The 17,663-nt window shown below is 73.9% G+C and carries 13 protein-coding genes; 2 read left to right on the top strand and 11 right to left on the bottom strand.

The genetic code is table 11. The annotated features are described in order from the left end of the window. Positions 1-16: 16 nt before the first annotated feature. The 10 genes from rbfA to B5P21_RS06170 form a co-directional block, all read right to left on the bottom strand. Positions 17-523, bottom strand: a complete 507-nt coding sequence (gene rbfA / locus B5P21_RS06215) for a 30S ribosome-binding factor RbfA (RefSeq protein WP_045528668.1) — start codon at positions 521-523, stop codon at positions 17-19. 179 nt (positions 524-702) lie between these two features. Continuing rightward, positions 703-3,537 (bottom strand): translation initiation factor IF-2, encoded by a 2,835-nt coding sequence (infB, locus tag B5P21_RS06210; protein WP_094170923.1) that lies wholly within the window; start codon positions 3,535-3,537, stop codon positions 703-705. Between the two features lie 96 nt (positions 3,538-3,633). Further along, positions 3,634-3,927 (bottom strand): YlxR family protein, encoded by a 294-nt coding sequence (locus B5P21_RS06205; protein WP_045528672.1) that lies wholly within the window; start codon positions 3,925-3,927, stop codon positions 3,634-3,636. 51 nt (positions 3,928-3,978) lie between these two features. Then, positions 3,979-4,986: a transcription termination factor NusA gene (gene nusA / locus B5P21_RS06200; protein ID WP_045528674.1), complete on the bottom strand. Its 1,008-nt coding sequence runs from the start codon at positions 4,984-4,986 to the stop codon at positions 3,979-3,981. 86 nt (positions 4,987-5,072) lie between these two features. After that, positions 5,073-6,845, bottom strand: coding sequence for a proline--tRNA ligase (locus B5P21_RS06195; RefSeq protein WP_045528676.1), 1,773 nt, complete (start codon positions 6,843-6,845; stop codon positions 5,073-5,075). 31 nt (positions 6,846-6,876) lie between these two features. After that, positions 6,877-7,890: an NAD-dependent epimerase/dehydratase family protein gene (locus B5P21_RS06190; protein WP_045528678.1), complete on the bottom strand. Its 1,014-nt coding sequence runs from the start codon at positions 7,888-7,890 to the stop codon at positions 6,877-6,879. After that, positions 7,887-10,565 (bottom strand): alpha/beta fold hydrolase, encoded by a 2,679-nt coding sequence (locus B5P21_RS06185; protein WP_094170922.1) that lies wholly within the window; start codon positions 10,563-10,565, stop codon positions 7,887-7,889. Before B5P21_RS06185 ends, B5P21_RS06190 begins: the two co-directional genes overlap by 4 nt. 7 nt (positions 10,566-10,572) lie before the next feature. After that, complete coding sequence (locus tag B5P21_RS06180) at positions 10,573-11,604, bottom strand: 3-oxoacyl-ACP synthase III (RefSeq protein WP_045528681.1); 1,032 nt, start codon at positions 11,602-11,604, stop codon at positions 10,573-10,575. A 107-nt stretch (positions 11,605-11,711) separates the two neighbouring features. After that, positions 11,712-12,857 carry a flavodoxin-dependent (E)-4-hydroxy-3-methylbut-2-enyl-diphosphate synthase gene (gene ispG / locus B5P21_RS06175; RefSeq protein ID WP_172405931.1) on the bottom strand — a complete coding sequence of 382 codons (1,146 nt, stop codon included), beginning with the start codon at positions 12,855-12,857 and terminating at the stop codon, positions 11,712-11,714. A gap of 105 nt (positions 12,858-12,962) precedes the next feature. Next, positions 12,963-14,387: a M50 family metallopeptidase gene (locus B5P21_RS06170; RefSeq protein WP_172457234.1), complete on the bottom strand. Its 1,425-nt coding sequence runs from the start codon at positions 14,385-14,387 to the stop codon at positions 12,963-12,965. A gap of 137 nt (positions 14,388-14,524) precedes the next feature. Between B5P21_RS06170 and B5P21_RS06165 the strand changes: the two genes are divergently transcribed. Both B5P21_RS06165 and B5P21_RS06160 read left to right on the top strand, forming a co-directional pair. Further along, positions 14,525-15,781: a serine/threonine-protein kinase gene (locus B5P21_RS06165; protein WP_045528687.1), complete on the top strand. Its 1,257-nt coding sequence runs from the start codon at positions 14,525-14,527 to the stop codon at positions 15,779-15,781. Then, positions 15,778-16,386, top strand: coding sequence for a hypothetical protein (locus tag B5P21_RS06160; RefSeq protein ID WP_094170921.1), 609 nt, complete (start codon positions 15,778-15,780; stop codon positions 16,384-16,386). The genes B5P21_RS06165 and B5P21_RS06160 overlap by 4 nt, the downstream gene beginning before the upstream one ends. Positions 16,387-16,572: 186 nt before the next feature. On the opposite strand, the gene B5P21_RS06155 is transcribed toward B5P21_RS06160, so the two are convergent. After that, positions 16,573-17,655, bottom strand: a complete 1,083-nt coding sequence (locus tag B5P21_RS06155) for a 1-deoxy-D-xylulose-5-phosphate reductoisomerase (protein ID WP_045528690.1) — start codon at positions 17,653-17,655, stop codon at positions 16,573-16,575. Positions 17,656-17,663 lie beyond the last annotated feature (8 nt).

The raw sequence follows: 17,663 nt of genomic DNA, 5'->3' as shown, positions 1-17,663 counted from the left end.
CGGCCGACCGGACGGATCAGTGCGCGGGCTCGTACCCGGGCGCGGAGCGGTCGACGTCGTCGCCGTCCTCGTCGTCCGTGTCGTCGTCCTCGTCCTCGCCGATCACGCGGGGCTTGACGTACGGGTCCTCGTCGCCCGCGTACACGCCGGCCTTCGCCTGCGCCTGCACGTCCGCGTCGCGACGGCGCGCCTCCTCGAGGAGGGCGTCGATCGCGGCCGCGTTCTCGGGCACGCCGTCGAGGATGAACTCGAGCGACGGCGTGAGGCGCGCGGTGATGTTCTTGCCCACCTCGCTCCTGAGCATGCCGGTGGCGGACTTGAGGGCGGCGGCCGTGTCGGCGCGCTCCTCGTCGGTGCCGTAGACCGTGTAGAAGATGCTGGCGTGCTGCAGATCGCCCGTGACGCGCACGTCGGTGACGGTGACGAATCCGAGACGCGGGTCCTTGATCCCCCGGTCGAGCTTGCGCGCGACGATCTCCTTGATGCGGTCGGCCATCTTCCTGGCCCTCGCGTGATCGACCATGGTCGACGTCCTTCCGTGACGCTTCTCGCCGGACATGCTCGTCCGGCTGGAGTGCTGATGCCCCGCGGGTGGCGGGTACTGCCGGACGCGAGCGCCCGGGTCGTGCTGGTGCCCCGCGGGTGGCGGGACGGGGAGGGCCCCGCTCCCCTGGTGGGGAGCGGGGCCCGGATCGGCCGGGGTCAGACCCGCGGCTTCTCCTTCATCTCGATCGTCTCGATCTCGTCGCCGATCTGGATGTCGTTGAACTTGCCGAGGCCGATGCCCGCCTCGAAGTCCGTGCGGACCTCGGACACGTCGTCCTTGAACCGGCGCAGCGACTCGATGGCCAGGTTGTCGCCCACCACCACGCCGTCGCGGATGACCCGCGCCTTGGCGTTCCTGGTGATGGTGCCCGAGCGGACGATGACACCCGCGATGTTGCCGAACTTGGAGGAGCGGAACACCTCGCGGATCTCGGCGACGCCGGACTGGACCTCCTCGAACTCGGGCTTGAGCATGCCCGTGAGGCTCGACTCGATCTCCTCGAGCGCCGAGTAGATGACGCTGTAGAAGCGGATGTCGACGCCCTCGCGAGCCGCACGTGCACGGGCCTTCGGGTCGGGACGGACGTTGAACCCGATGATGATCGCGTTGTCGATCGTCGCCAGGTTGACGTCGCTCTCGGTGACCGCTCCGACGCCGCGGTGGATGATCCGCAGCTGCACGGAGTCGTCCACCTCGATCTTCATGAGCGACTCCTCCAGCGCCTCGACGGCACCGGACACGTCGCCCTTGATGATGAGGTTGAGCGACTCGACCTTGCCCTCCTCCAGCGCACGCGTGAAGTCCTCGAGGCTGATGCGCTTGCGGGCCTTGGCCAGCTGCGCGTTGCGCTCGACGGCCTCGCGCTTCTCGGCGATCTGACGGGCGGTGCGGTCCTCCTCGGTGACGAGGAAGGTGTCGCCCGCGCCGGGGACCGACGAGAGGCCCTGGACCTGGACTGGCCGCGAGGGGTAGGCCTCGTGGACCGCGTCGCCGTTCTCGTCCATCATCGCCCGGACGCGGCCGTAGGCCGTGCCCGCCACGATGGCGTCGCCCACGCGGAGCGTGCCCGACTGGATGAGGACGGTCGCGACCGCGCCGCGGCCCTTGTCGAGGCGGGCCTCGATGGCCACGCCGCGCGCGTCCTTGTTCGGGTTGCTGCGCAGGTCGAGACCGGCGTCGGCGGTGAGCAGGACGGCCTCGAGGAGGTCCTCCACGCCCTTGCCGGTGAGCGCCGAGACGTCGACGAACATGACGTCTCCGCCGTACTCCTCGGCGACCAGGCCGTACTCGGTGAGCTGCTGGCGCACCTTGGCGGGGTTGGCCCCCTCCTTGTCGACCTTGTTGACCGCGACCACGATCGGCACGTTCGCCGCCTGGGCGTGGTTCAGGGCCTCCACCGTCTGCGGCATGATGCCGTCGTCGGCCGCGACCACGAGGATCGCGATGTCGGTGACCTGCGCACCACGGGCGCGCATGGCGGTGAACGCCTCGTGGCCCGGGGTGTCGATGAAGGTGATGGCGCGCTCGTAGCCCTCGTGCGGCGCCCAGACCTGGTACGCGCCGATGTGCTGCGTGATGCCGCCCGCTTCGCCCTCGATGACGTTGGCGTTGCGGATGGCGTCGAGCAGGCGCGTCTTGCCGTGGTCGACGTGGCCCATGACGGTGACGACGGGCGGCCGGATCTCCAGCACGTCGTCGTCCTCGTCCTCGAGCTCCTGGTCGAGGTCGATGTCGAAGCCCTCGAGCAGCTCGCGGTCCTCGTCCTCCGGGGAGACGACCTGGATCTTGTAGCCGAGCTCCGTGCCGAGCACCTCGAAGGTGGCCTCGTCGAGCGACTCGGTCGCCGTGGCCATCTCACCGAGGTGGAACAGCACGGTGACCAGGTTGCCGGGGCTCGCGTCGATCTTGTCGGCGAAGTCCGAGATGGACGCGCCGCGACGCAGGCGGACGATGGTGTTGCCGTCGCCGCGGGGGACGCTGACGCCACCCAGCGACGGGGCCTCGCGCAGCTCGAACTCGGCCCTCTTCGTCCGCTTCGACTTGCGCGACTTGCTCTTGCCGCCGCCGCGACCGAAGGCACCCGCGGTGCCGCCGCCGGGGCCGCGACCACGGCCGCCGCCACCGGGACGACCGGCGAAGCCGCCGGCCGGACGCTGGAAGCCGCCGACTGCGGGGGCGCCGGGGCGTCCCGCTCCGCCGGGTGCTCCGCCGGGACGACCCGCACCCGCGGGACGCTGGCCGAAGCCGACCGGGCGCGCGCCCTGGCCGACGCCGCCGGGACGCGGGGCGCCGGGGCGGGGGGATCCGGGACGGGGAGCGGCCGGACGGGGGCCCGCGGCTCCCGCGGCGGGGCGCTGGCCCATGCCCTGGTTGCTCGCGAACGGGTTGTTGCCCGGGCGGGGCTTCGTGCCCATGCCCTGGTTGCTCGCGAAGGGGTTGTTGCCGGGGCGCGGGGCCGCCGGACGCGGGATGCCGGGACGCGGGATGCCGTTGGAGGGGGCGGGCGCGCTGCCGGCGTCCGGGCGCGGGGCGCTCGGGGTCTCGGCGGCCGGGGCCTCGGGGGTGGCGGACGCGGCCGACTTCTCGGCCTGCGCCTTCTCCTCCGCGGCGGCCTTGCGGCTCGCCTCGGCCTGGGCCTGGCGCTCCGCGACGGTCAGCGGCTTCGCCGGGACCGGCACGTCGGACGCCTCGGGCGCCTCCGCCTCGGGAGCGGCCGTGGGCTGCGGGCCGGGGGTGGGGCGGCCGCCGGGCTTCGGGGCCGACGAACGGGATCCGGGCCGCGGGGCGGACGAGGGAGCTGCGGCGGGAGCCGCGGCCTGTCCGGTGACGCCCGCTGCTTCGAGGGCCGCCTTGAGCTTGCGGGCCACGGGGGGCTCGATGCTCGACGACGGTCCCTTGACGAACTCGCCCATCTCCTTGAGCTTGGCGAGTGCGGTCTTGCTGTCGACGCCGATCTCGGCGGCGATCTCGTGTACGCGTGGTTTTGCCACTGTTCTCCTGTCTGGGGGTCCTCTCCCAGGCAGGAGGGGACCGCTAGTGCTGGACGGATCTCATTTCGAGCCGCTCATTAGTTGTCCATGTGCCGTTCAGCCTGTTCTCTCGGATGCTCGCGCGCTCGGCTGGGCCGCGAGCCGCTCTCGTAGTCCCCCAAGAGCTGCGGGGTCGAGCGCCGCGTCGCTCCGCAGGGCCCGCCCGAAGGCACGCCGCGCGATCGCTCTGTCGATGCACTCGATGGTCGGATGGATCCACGCGCCCCTGCCGACCATCACCGCGCGCTCGTCGAGGACGAGGGAGCGGGTGGGGGTATCGGCGACGATCCGCAGCAAAGCGGACCTCGGGGCACGCCGACGACAGCCGACGCACGTTCTTACCGGCTCCATACTACCCCCTCCGTCCGGCGGCGGGGAGGCTCGGGTCCCGTCGGGCGGCGCTCAGTCGTCGCCCTCGAGGATCGAGTCGGGCTGGATGTCGATCTTCGCGCCCGTGAGCTTGGCGGCGAGCCGGGCGTTCTGGCCCTCCTTGCCGATGGCGAGCGACAGCTGGTAGTCGGGCACGAGCGCGCGCACGGCCTTGGTCGCCTGGTCGATGACGAACGAGCTCGTGACCCGGGCGGGCGAGAGCGCGTTGCCGACGAAGACGGGCAGCGACTCGGAGTAGTCGACGATGTCGATCTTCTCGTCGTTGAGCTCGGCCGTGACCGCGCGGACGCGCTGCCCCAGCTCGCCGATGCAGGCGCCCTTGGCGTTGATGCCGGGCTCGGTCGCGCGCACCGCGATCTTGGTGCGGTGGCCGGCCTCGCGCGCGAGCGAGACGATCTCGACGAGGCCCTGCGCGATCTCCGGCACCTCGAGCGCGAACAGCTTGCGGACGAGCGAGGGGTGCGTGCGCGAGACCGTGATCTGCGGGCCCTTGGCGCCGCGCGAGACGCTCGTGACGTAGACGCGCAGGCGCGAGCCGTGCACGTACTTCTCGCCGGGCACCTGCTCCTCGGGCGGGAGGATCGCCTCGATGGTGCCGAGGTCGACGTGGATCATGCGCGGGTTCGGGCCCTGCTGGATGACGCCCGCGACGATGTCGCCCTCGCGGCCCTTGAACTCGCCGAGGATGCGGTCGTCGCCGATGTCGCGCAGGCGCTGGTTGATGACCTGCTTGGCGGCGAAGGCGGCGATGCGGCCGAAGTCGCTCGGGCTGTCCTCGGACTCGCCGATGACCAGGCCGTCCTCGTCGAGCTCGGGGACGTGCACGGACACGTGGCCGGACTTGCGGTCCAGGTGCACGCGCGCGGGGGGCACGCCGTCGGCGACGGGCTTGGCGTCGGCCTGGTCGGTGTGCTTGAGGTAGGCGGTGAGGATGGCCTGCTCGATGATCGAGACGAGCTCCTCGAACGGGATCTCGCGCTCGCGCTCCATCAGGCGCAAGACGCTCAGGTCGATGTCCACGGTGCGACTCCTCTATTCGGTTGGAAGAACTCGAGGCTACCCGACCGGGAGGGGTCGGGCGGCCTCGGGCGGGGGCGCGCTGCGGATCAGCGGTCGGCGGTGAGCGCGCCGACGACGTCGGCGAGCGCGACGGGCGTGCGCTCGTTCGTGCGGCGGTCCCAGAGCTCGGCCATGCCGTCGACCGCGCCGCGGCCGACGATGACGATGGTCGGCACGCCGATGAGCTCGGCGTCGCCGAACTTCACGCCGGGCGAGACCTTGGGGCGGTCGTCGAAGAGCACGTCGAGGCCGGCGGCGTCGAGCGCGTCGACGAGCTGCTCGGACGCGGAGGCGATCTCGTCGCCCTTGCCGGTCATGACCACGTGCACGTCGAACGGGCTGATGGACGCGGGCCAGAGGAGGCCGCGGCCGTCCTGCGTGGCCTCGGCGACGAGCGCGAGGTTGCGCGTGATGCCGATGCCGTACGAGCCCATCGTGACGGTGACGAGCTTGCCGTTCTCGTCGAGCACCTTGAGGCCGAGGGCCTCCGCGTACATGCGGCCGAGCTCGAAGACGTGGCCGATCTCGGTGCCGCGCGCGGTGCTGATGGGGCCGGATCCGTCGGGCGCGGGGTCGCCGTCGCGCACGTCCGCCGCCTCCACGACGCCGTCGGGAGTGAAGTCGCGGCCGACGACGAGCGAGAGCACGTGCTTCCCGGCGACGTTGGCGCCCGTGATCCACGAGCTGCCGTCGACGACGCGGGGGTCGACCACGTAGCGCACCTTCGTGGTGGAGGTGGATCCGAGGACGGGGCCCTCGGGCGACCACGGGCCGATGTAGCCCTTCACGAGGCCGGGTTCCTTGGCGAGGTCGCCCTCGGTGGCGGGCTCGACCTCGGCCGGGAAGAAGGCCACCTCGGCGCGCTTGAGGTCGATGTCGCGGTCGCCGGGGATCCCGACGACGACGAGCTCGCGCGTGCCGTCGAGGTGGGTGAGCGCGAGGACGATGTTCTTCAGGGTGTCCGCGGCGGTCCAGGCACGGCCGTCCTCGCGGGGCTCGCGGGCGTTGGCGAGGTCGACGAGGGTCGCGATGGTGGGGGTGTCGGGTGAGTCGAAGACGCGCGCGGCGGGCTGGCCCTCGATGGGGATCGACTCCGGCACGAGCGTCGTGAACGCCTCGACGTTGGCCGCGTAGCCGCCGGGGCTGCGGACGAACGTGTCCTCGCCGATGGGCGTGGGGTGCAGGAACTCCTCGCTCTTGGATCCGCCCATCGCGCCCGCGTCGGCCGCGACGATGACGTACTCGAGGCCGAGGCGCTGGAAGATCCGCTCGTAGGCGTCGCGCTGCGCCTGGTAGCTGACGGCGAGGCCGGCGTCGGTGTGGTCGAAGGAGTACGCGTCCTTCATCGTGAACTCGCGGCCGCGGAGGATGCCGGCGCGGGGGCGGGCCTCGTCGCGGTACTTGTCCTGGATCTGGTAGATCGACAGGGGCAGGTCCTTGTAGCTCGAGTAGAGGTCCTTCACGAGCAGCGCGAAGAACTCCTCGTGCGTGGGCGCGAGCACCATGGGGGCGCGCTTGCGGTCCTCGAGGCGGAACATCCCGGGGCCGTACTCGTCGTAGCGGCCGGTGGCCTGGTACGGTTCGGCGGGCAGCAGCGCGGGGAAGTGCACCTCTTGCGCGCCGATGCGCTCCATCTCCTCGCGGACGATGGCCTCGACCTTGTTCTTGACGCGGAGGCCGAGCGGCAGCCAGGCGAAGATGCCGGGGGCCTGGCGGCGGATGTAGCCGGCGCGCACGAGGAGGCGGTGGCTGGCCACCTCGGCGTCGACGGGGTCTTCCCGGAGGGTGCGGACGAAGAGCTTGGAGAGGCGTGTGGACACCGGATCAGCCTAGCGATCCGCCCGGGCCGGCTCAGCGCGCGACGGCGCGCTCGGCGGCGTACGAGAGGCGCAGGCGCTCGAAGCCCTCGTCGAGGGAGACGGCGGGGGTCCAGCCGAGCGCCCGGCGGGTCTCGCGCTGGTCGAACCAGTGCGCGGTGGAGAGCTGCTCGGCGAGGAAGCGGGTCATGGGCGGCTCGTCGGATCCGGGGCGCACGGCCCAGACGCGCTCCACCGCTCCCCCGGCGGCGCGGGCCAGGGCGGCGGGCACGCGGATCCGCGGCACGGGCACCCCGGCCGCGCGGCACATGCCCGCGAGCAGCTCGGCCACCGGGCGCGGCTCGCCGTTGGTGACGACGTAGGCCAGGCCGTGCGCGGTGTCGGCGGCGTCGAGCGCGGCGACGATCGCGTCGGCGGCGTTGTCGCGGTAGACGGTGTCGATCAGCGCGGCGCCGTGGCCGAGGAGGGGCAGGCGTCCGCGCGCGGCCCGGGCGACGATGCGGGCGACGAGCTGCGTGTCGCCGGGGCCCCAGACGAGGTGCGGACGGACCGCGAGCACGCGCATCGCGGGGTCGTCGGCGGCCAGCGCGATCAGCTCGCCCTCGGCCTTGGTGCGGGCGTAGTCGCCGCGGGCGCGGACGGGATCCGCGGGGCCGGCGCCGTCGCCCGTGATGGAGAGGCCCGTGTGCGCGACGGACGGGGAGGAGACGTGGACGAACCGGGTGACGCCGGCCGAGCGCGCCGCCCCGAGGAGCGAGCGCGTGCCCTCGACGTTGACGGCGCGGAAGTCGGCCGGGTCGCCGGCGAGCGAGACCTTGGCGGCGAGGTGGATCACGGCGTCGACGCCCTCGACCGCGCGGAGGACGGCGGCCGGATCGGTGACGCTGCCGCGGAGGTCGACGACGGATCCGGGCACCGGCTCCGTGCCGCTCCCCGCGAGGCCGGACGGCTGCCGCTGGAAGGTGCGGACGGCGTGCCCCGCGGCCGCGAGGCGCTCCGCGACGGCACGGCCGAGCATCCCGCTGGCGCCCGTGACGAGGACGATCACGGCGCCGTGACCCGGCCGCCCGCGAGGATCCCCGCGGCCCAGCGCCCGAGGCGCGCCCGGTCGACCTTGGAGTTGTGGCGGACGTCCGTGGGGAGCACGGGCACGACGATGACCGCGGCGACGGGGACCCCGACGGCGGCGCGCGCGGCCGCGGCGAGGTCGGCCTCCGCGAGGCCGACCCGGCGCACGGCGGGCACCGTCTCCACCACCAGCACCAGCTGCTGCACGCCCGCGGGCCCGACGCCCACGGCCGCGGCGCGACCGACGCCGGGCACGGACTCGGCGCGCTGCTCGGGGCCGACGGGCGTGAGCACGCCGTCGGCCGTGGTGATCACGTGCGGCAGCCGGCCCTCGACCCAGAGCGCGCCCGTGGCGTCGAGGTGGCCGACGTCGCCCGTGCGGTGGCGGCGGATCCCGTCGGCCGAGTCGCGGCGGGCCGCGCGGTCGGTGACGTAGAGGCGGTCGTACCGGTCGTGCACGTGCGGGGCGGCGGCGACGATCTCGCCCGTGACGCCGGGCTCGGACGTGAGGGCGCCGGTCGCGGCGCCGTCGGCGTCGAGCGGGCTGATGCGGATGTCCACCGGATCGACGGGCGAGCCCACGCAGACGCCGGCGTCGCCGCGACGGGCGGCGTCGCGGATCCCCTCGAGCGTCACGTCGGTGAGCAGCAGCCCCTCGGTCATCCCGTAGGGCGTGTGGACCTCGGCGGCCGGGACGAGCGCGGCGGCGCGCGTGAGCAGGGCCTCCGAGAGCGGGGCTCCGGCGGACAGGAGCGAGCGGACGCGGGCGAGCGCCGCGCGGTCGTCGGCGGTGAGCGCGCCCGCCGTCGCGACGACGTTCGCGAGCGCCGCCGGAGACGCGAAGACGACCGTGGCGTCGGCCGCGCGGGCCGCGGCCGCGAGGGCCGACGCGGTGAGGTCGCGCGGGCGGGTCACGTCCATGTCGGGCGTGACGCTCGTGGCGCCGAGCGCGGGGCCGAGCAGCGCGAACGGCGCGAAGCCCGCGACGAGCCCGGTGCCGACGCCCACGTCGAAGCGGGAGCCGAGGGTGTCGCGGAGGGCGGCCAGCTGGCGGTGCGTGTAGACGACGCCCTTGGCGGGTCCGGTGGATCCCGAGGTGAAGAGGATCGCGGCGTCGTCGTCCGCCGCGGGCGCGGGCGGGAGGACCTGCGCGCGGCCGTCGCGGGCGATCTCCGGCAGGCTCGCGGCGACGCCGAGCGCGCGGGCGACGGGCGGCGCGAGCGTGGTGACGGAGATGCGTTCCCCCGGCCAGCCGAGGGCGCGCGCGAGGGCGAGGCCGGCGGGGATGCCGACGACCACGTCGGGGCGGGATCCGGCGACCGCGCGCCCGAGGCCCTTCACGCCGAGTCCCGCGTCGGCGACCACGACGATCGCGCCGATGCGGAGGCACGCGTAGAGGAGGGCGGTGAGGTCGGCGCCCGGCGGCACGAGGAGCGAGACGCGGTCGCCCGCGCGGAGGCCCCGGGCGTGGAGGCCCGCCGCGATCTCGCGCACGCGGCGCGCGAGCAGCCGCCAGGAGACGGTGCGCGGACCGCCGCCGCCGCGCGGCGCCATCTCGACGAGGACGGGGTCGTCGCTGTCGCGCAGCTCCTCGAGGAGCGCGCCGAGCAGGCGGACCGGCGCGGCGTCGGGGGAGGCCGCCGGAGCGGGACGCGGGGCGGGCGCCGATCCGGGCGCGATCCGGTCGGCCAGCCAGTCGAGCGCGGTCGACGCGTAGTCGTGGTCCTCGGCGACGAGGTGGCCGGCGCCCTCGACGCGGTGCACGTCGGCGTGCGGCAGCCGCTCGAGGAGGTCGGAGAGGTAGACGTCGGAGAAGATCGGGTCGCGCGGCCCCCAGACGAACAGGGCCGGCAGGTCGAGGTCGCGGAGCCCCTCGGCGATGGACGTGAGGGTCGCGTGGCTGGGGTGCGCGAGGCCCACGGGGATGTCGGCGACGAAGCCGCGGATCCCGGCGCGGCGGGACGCACCCCGGTACGGCGCCGCGAACGCGCGACGCACGGCCGGGTCGAGCGGCGGGTGCGCGAGGGCGAGCGTGGTGGCGAGGAAGCCGTTCGTGCCGCGCGTGGCCGCGTCGTGGATCCCCGTCGCGAGCGCGAGCCGCAGCGGCCACGGGATGGGCACGCCCTCCTCCTGGTGCACGGCCGTGTTGAGCGCCATGACCCCGGCGAGCACGTCGCGGTTCCGCAGGGCCCAGCCGAGGCTGACGACGCCGCCCCAGTCGTGGCCGAGCGTGACGACGGGGCCGGTGGCGCCGGATCCCGAGATGCCGAGCTCGTCGGTGAGCGCCTGCAGGTCGTCGAGCCGCGTCGGCAGCGTGCGCGCGGTGCCCGTGCGCTCGGAGAAGCCCATGTCGAGCTGGTCGACGGCGACCACGCGCCAGGCCGGCCGCGACGGATCCCGCTCGGCGCACGCCAGCGACTCCGCCGCGATGCGCCGCCACAGGTACGACCAGGTGGGGTTGCCGTGCACGCAGAGGATCGTGCCCGCGACGGGCGCGCCCGTGGCCGCTAGCCGCTCCCCCGTGTCGAGCAGGTGCCAGCCGTGCCCGCTCGCGCGCACGACGCGCGACCAGGCGGGGTCGAGGCCGGGCAGCGGCTGCCCGTCGGGACCTGCCGCGGGGACGGTCGCCGGGGCGACCGCGGCCGATGCGCTCACGCCGCGGCTACCAGAGGATCTCGGTCATGGCCGTGTTGAGGCCGGAGCCCACGCCCATGCAGAGCACGCGGTCGCCGCGGCTGAGGCTGTCGGCCTGGTCGGCGAGCGTGATGGGGATGCTCGCGGGACCGACGTTGCCGTAGCGCGGGTAGGTGAGCGGCACGCGCGACTTGTCGAGCTTCGCGGCCTTGACGATGGCGTTCGTGTGCACATCCGACACCTGGTGGAGGATGTAGCGGTCCATGTCCGACCACTCCCAGTCGTCCTGCGCGGCTTCCTTCCACGCGTCGACGACGAGCTCCATGCCGCCGCGGAGCAGCTCCTTCGTGTCGGTGAACATGCCGTCCACGTCGCCGATGCAGAGCTCGTGGTGCTGGGTGGCGGCGCGCGTGACGCCGCCGAGGATCCGGTGCCCCTCGGGGTGGTCGCTCGTGCGGCCGAGCACGGCCGCCGCGGCGCCCGCGCCGAGCGTGAGGCTGGGGAACTCGCTGAGGAAGTCGGCGCGCGTGGTCTCCGGGCGGAGCAGGCGCGCGACCGTGTTGTGGCGGATCTCGCCGGCGTCCTCGCCGTCGACGATCATCGCGTAGTCGATCTGGCCGGAGTCGATGAGGTGGCCCGCGAGCGTCATCGCGTTGACGAAGCCGAGGCACGCGTTGGCGATGTCGAAGTTGAGGGCGGAGGACGGCAGCCCGAGGCCGTTGTGGATGCTGACGGCGACGCTCGGCTCGAGGTGCGCGCGCGTCACAGAGGTGTTGATGAGCAGCCCGATCTGCGACGGCTGGACGCCGGCCTGCGCGAGCGCCTTGCGCCCGGCCTCGGTGGCGGCCGCGTCGAAGGACATCGACGTGTCCCAGTTGCGGCGCTCGAGCACACCCGCGACGCGCTGCAGGAGACCGGTGGGGAGGCGGAGGCGCGAGAGCACCGGCTTCAGGCGGTCGTCGATCTCGACCGAGGTCACGGTGTGCGGGGCGAGGACGCTGGCGAGCCCCAGCAGGGAGGTGTTCCGATGCCGGAAAGTGGCGTTACCGTTCAACAGCATCCTCAGTTCGTGGGGCGGTCCGCCGGGCGGACGACTAGCAGAGCCTACGCGCAGCCGGCGCGCGCCGACGCGCCGACGCCTGCGCGGGCGGGTGGGGAGGGAAGGGACTAGACGAGGATCTCGGGGCTGCCGATGGATCCCGCGGGCATCTCCGCGGCGAGGCGGTTGGCCTCCTCGATGAGCGTCTGGACGATCTCGGCCTCGGGCACGGTCTTGATGACCTCGCCCTTGACGAAGATCTGCCCGCGGCCGTTGCCGGACGCGACGCCGAGCTCGGCCTCGCGGGCCTCGCCGGGCCCGTTGACGACGCAGCCCATGACGGCGACGCGCAGCGGGACGTTGACGTGCTTGAGGCCCTCGGTGACCTGCTCGGCGAGCGAGTAGACGTCGACCTGGGCGCGGCCGCAGCTCGGGCAGGAGACGATCTCGAGCTTGCGCTCGCGGAGGTTGAGCGACTGCAGGATCTGCAGGCCCACCTTCACCTCCTCGGCCGGCGGCGCGGAGAGGGAGACGCGGATGGTGTCGCCGATGCCCTCGGAGAGCAGGATCCCGAACGCGGTGGCGCTCTTGATGGTGCCCTGGAACGCGGGACCGGCCTCGGTGACGCCGAGGTGGAGCGGCCAGTCGCCGCGCTCGGCGAGGAGGCGGTAGGCCTTCACCATGATGACCGGGTCGTTGTGCTTGACCGAGATCTTGAAGTCGTGGAAGTCGTGCTCCTCGAAGAGGCTGGCCTCCCACACGGCGGACTCGACGAGCGCCTCGGGCGTGGCCTTGCCGTATTTCTGCAGCAGGCTCGGGTGCAGGGATCCGGCGTTGACGCCGATGCGGATCGAGGTGCCCGCGGCCTTGGCGGCCTTCGCGATGGCGCCGACCTGGTCGTCGAACTTGCGGATGTTGCCCGGGTTCACGCGCACCGCGCCGACGCCGGCGTCGATGGCCGTGAAGACGTAGCGGGGCTGGAAGTGGATGTCCGCGATGATCGGGATCTGGCTCTTCTTGGCCAGGATGTGCAGCACGTCCGCGTCGTCCTGGTGCGGCACCGCGACGCGCACGATGTCGCAGCCCGTGGCCGTGAGCTCCGCGATCTGCTGAAGCGTCGCGTTGATGTTGGTCGTTTGCGTGGTCGTCATCGACTGGACGCTGACCTGGGCGTTCCCGCCCACCTTCACCTTGCCGACGCTGATCTGACGGGTCTTGCGGCGGGGCGCGAGGACCTCAGGGACCTTCGGCATTCCGAGATTGACTGCTGGCACGGGAGAGAGCCTACGTCCGATTCCTGCGCGCCCGGTGCGTCGGAGGCGCGGGGCGTCGGGCGCGGGCCGCGTCAGGCGCTGGGCGAGGTCAGGCGCTGGGCGAGGTCAGGTCAGCCGGACGGGGTTCACCAGGTCGGCGAAGATCAGCAGCGCGCTCATGGCGCCGAACACGATGACGACCACGAACGTCAGCGGCATGAGCTTCGCGACGTCGACCGGCCCGGGGTCGCGCCGGCCGAAGGCCTTCGCGAAGAACCGTCGGACGCCCTCCACGATCGCGCCGAGCACGTGACCGCCGTCGAGCGGCAGGAGCGGCAGCAGGTTGATCATGCCGAGCGCCACGTTGAGGGAGGCGACCAGGCCGATCATCGCGGAGGCGCGCGACGCCACCGGCGTCTCGTCGAGGCTCGCGATCTCGCCCGCGACGCGGCCGACGCCGACGACGCTCATGGGGCCGTTGGGGTCGCGCTCCCCGCCGCCGAACGCGGCGCGGCCGACGTCGACCAGGCGCTGCGGGAGGTTGAGGATGAGGTTCCCGACCGCGGCCATGTTCTCGCCCGTGGTGGTGAAGGCGGCGGAGAGCGGCTGCTGCTGCACGGCCTGCGTGGGGCTGAAGCCGATGAGGCCGACCTCGCGCGTGACCGGGTTCCCCCGCTCGTCGACCTCGGGGGCGCCGCGGGATCCGGGGACGGCCTGCTCCGTGAGCACGGGCGTGATGGCGAGCGTCTGCTGCGCGCCGTCGCGCTCCACGACGACGTCGAGCTCCTTCCCGGCGGAGGCCTGGACCGTGCTCGTGACCTGGTCCCATGCGGTGACCGGCGAGCCGTCGATGCTGACGATCGTGTCGCCGGGCTGGAGGCCCGCCGCCGCGCCCGGGGCCGCGGGAGCGCCGGCGGGGCAGGTGGCGGCGTCGGCCGACGCGGTGGATCCGGCGGGCACGATGCACGCGTTCACCTGGCCGACCGTGGTGGTGGGCGTCGTGACGCCGAAGCCGCAGAGCACGATCGCGAACAGCACGATCGCCAGGAGGAAGTTCATCGCCGGGCCGCCGAGCATGATCACCATGCGCTTGAGGACGGGCAGCTTGTAGAAGGCGCGGTCCTCCTCGTCGCCGACGCTCTCGGCGCTCGCCTGGCGGGCGTCCTGCACGAGGAGGTCGAAGAAGCCGCGGCCGGCGCGGTCGTCGGCGTCGGGGGCGGCCGGGGATCCGGCGTCGGCGGCACCGCGGCGGCTGTCCGTCCCGACGAGCTGCGCGATCCCCGTGCTGCTCGTGCCGGCGCGGGAGCTCTGCGGCGGGAACATGCCGATCATGGAGATGTAGCCGCCGAGCGGGATGGCCTTCACGCCGTACTCGGTCTCGCCCTTGCGGCGGCTGAAGATCGTCGGCCCGAAGCCGATCATGTACTGCGTGACGCGCACGCCGAAGAGCTTCGCGGGCACCAGGTGCCCGACCTCGTGGAGGCCGATGGACACGGCGACGCCGACCACGATGATGAGCACCCCGAGGATGTAGAGGAAGACGCCGTCCATGGTGGGAGACGCTACCTCCCGCACCCTGGGTGGACGCCCCCGCGGCGCGGATCCGCAGGCTGGCCGGCGACCGCGACGGGTGGGCGCCGCCCAGGAGCCCCCGGCTAGTCTGGGAACCCGTGACGAGAGGTGCGCCCATGCCCGGAGAACGGCCCGACCCGCTCGCCGGCACGCTGCTGGCGGGCCGCTACCGCATCAGCGGGCTGCTCGGACGCGGCGGCATGGCCACCGTGTACCGCGCATCCGACGAGACGCTCGGCCGCGAGGTCGCCGTCAAGGTCTTCGCGACCGACTCCGCGGACCCGGCCGAGGTCGAGCGCCAGGAGGGCGAGGTGCGCATGCTCGCGGGCCTCAGCCACCCCGGCCTCGTGACCCTCTTCGACGTGGGCGACGACGTCGTCGCCGACCGCGTGCTCGCCTTCATCGTGATGGAGATCGTCGACGGCACGACGCTCGCCGACCGCATGAAGCAGGGGCCGCTGCCCGGGCCCGAGGTCGCCCGCATCGGCGGGATCCTCAGCGACGCGCTCGGCTACATCCACCGCCGCGGCGTCGTGCACCGGGACGTGAAGCCCGCCAACGTGCTGCTCGCCCGACCCGAGGAGGACGACGAGCCGGCCGCCGCCAAGCTCACCGACTTCGGGATCGCGCGGCTCGTGGACGGCACGCGCCTCACGTCGACCGGATCCATCGTCGGCACCGTGAGCTACCTCAGTCCCGAGCAGGCGCTCGGCGAAGAGGTGGGCGCGCCCACCGACGTCTACGCGCTCGGCCTCGTGCTCCTCGAGTGCCTCACCGGCCGCCGCACCTTCCCGGGCACGGCCGCCGAGTCGACCATGGCGCGCGTCGTCCGCGACCCCGAGATCCCGGCCCGCCTCGGCGCCTCGTGGGTGGACCTCCTCGGCCGCATGACCCGGCGCGACCCCGCGACGCGGCCCACCGCGCGCGAGGTCGCCGCGGAGCTGCGGACCGGGCGCGCGCCCGACTCCGCGGTGGACGCGCCGACGGCCACGTCAACGCGGGTGATGCCGGCCGCCGCGGCTGCCGCCTTCGGGGCCGGCGTGGCCGGGGCGGGTGCGGCCGCTGCCGCGCCGTCCGCGGATCGGGACGCCCGGACCGAGCTGTTCGCCGCCGCGCCTCCCGCGCGCGGGGACGACCCGACGGCCGCGGGCTCCCCGGCAGCCCGACCCGGCGCGGATCGCGTCCCGGCGAAGCGACGCGGCAGCCGGGCCCTCAGCATCGCGGTCGTGTCCGTGCTGATCGCCGCGGCGGCCGTCGTGGGCGTCGTGACCGTGCAGTCGCTGCAGACCCAGGACACCTCCTACCCGTCGGTCCCCGGACCCCTCGGCGCCAGCCTCGAGGAGCTGCAGAAGAGCGTGGAGGACGCCCCGTGATCCGCACATCCACCCGCCCGACCGACGGCCCCCGGCGGCGCTCTCTCCGCGGACGCGCCGCGGTCGGCCTCGCGACCGCGACCACCGCCGTGCTCCTCCTCGCCGGCTGCGCGGGCGCGTCGACGCCGGAGGACCGCGCGCTCGACGACCTCCAGCAGCGCACGCAGTCGGTCACGCGGTCGTCCGCCGACGGCGACTACGCCAAGGCGCTCGCCCAGCTCGAGGAGCTGCGCGCGGCGGTCGAGGCCGACCTCGCCGACTCGTCGATCGATCAGGCGCGGCACGACGAGGTGATCGCGCGGATCGACGCGGTGCGCGCGCAGCTCGAGGCCGCCCGCGACGCGGCGGAGACCACCCCCGCACCCTCGACCTCGCCGTCCCCGAGCCCGTCGCCGTCGCCCCCGCGGACACCGACGCCCTCGCCCACGCCGAGCCCGACACGCACGGCGACGCCCTCCCCCACCCCGAGCCCGACGCCGGGCGACGAGGACGGCGGACCGGGCGACCCGGGGAACGGGAACGGGAACGGGAACGGCAACGGCAACGCCGGGCCCGGGAACCCGGGGAACGGGAACGGCGGACCGGGCAAGCCCGGGAACGGCTGAGCCGGGAACGGCTGAGCCTGGGTGCATCGGAGCCGGGACGCGTGAGCCCGGGGCGGGTAAGCCCGCGCGGGTGAGCCAGGGACGTCCGGGCTCGGCCCCGAGCGCGGCTCAGCCGATGCGCGCCGAACCGGGATCGGCGCACGGCACGAGTCGCTGCCTGGATCGCGACGGCGCGGGGGGGATGGATCAGACGCCGAGGACCCGGTCGGCCTCGGCGCGCGCCCAGCGCTCCGCCTCGGCCAGCGACTCGCGCGTGAGGGGGCCGGACGCCGGCTCGTGCGCGTCGACGACGCGGCGAATGGTGTCGACGATGTCGAGGAAGCCCGCCCGCCCCGCGTGGAACGCCTGCACGGCCTGCTCGTTCGCCGCGTTGTAGACGGCCGGGTACGTGGATCCGGCGGTGCCGACCTGCTTGGCGAGCAGCACGGCGGGGAAGGCCTCGTCGTCGAGCGGTTCGAAGGTCCACGTGGCGGCGCGGGTCCAGTCGATGGGCACGCCGACGTCGTGCATGCGGTGCGGCCAGTTGAGCCCGAGCGCGATGGGGAGGCGCATGTCGGGCGGGGACGCCTGCGCGAGCGTCGACCCGTCGATGAACTCGACCATGGAGTGCACGAGCGACTGCGGGTGCACCACCACGTCGATCCGCTCGTAGGGCACGTCGAACAGCAGGTGCGCCTCGATGACCTCGAGGCCCTTGTTCACGAGCGTCGACGAGTTCGTCGTGATGACGAGGCCCATGTCCCAGGTGGGGTGCGCGAGCGCCTCGCGCGGGGTGACGTGCGCGAGCTCGGCGCGCGACCGGCCGCGGAACGGACCGCCGGACGCCGTGACGACGAGGCGCCTGACCTCCTCCGCCGTGCCGCCGCGCAGCGCCTGGGCGATGGCCGAGTGCTCCGAGTCGACGGGGACGAGCTGGCCGGGCGCCGCGAGGGAGCGCACCAGCTCGCCGCCGACGATGAGCGACTCCTTGTTGGCGAGGGCGAGGGTGCGGCCCTCCTCGAGCGCGGCGAGGGTGGGGCCGAGCCCCACGGATCCGGTGATGCCGTTGAGCACCACGTCGGCGTCGACCGAGCGGATGAGCTGCTCGGCCTCGTCCGCGCCGAGGGCCGTGTGCTCGACGCCCGCGACGCGCGCCTGCTCGGCGAGCGCCTCGCGCTTGCTGCCGGCGCCGAGCCCCACCACCTCGAACAGCTCCGGGTGCCGCGCGACGACCTCGAGGGCCTGCACGCCGATGGAGCCGGTGGATCCGAGGATGATGACGCGGCGCACGGCTGCTC

This window comes from Clavibacter michiganensis subsp. insidiosus (assembly GCF_002240565.1).
Lineage (GTDB): Bacteria > Actinomycetota > Actinomycetes > Actinomycetales > Microbacteriaceae > Clavibacter > Clavibacter insidiosus.
This window is presented reverse-complemented; position numbering and strand designations above follow the sequence as displayed.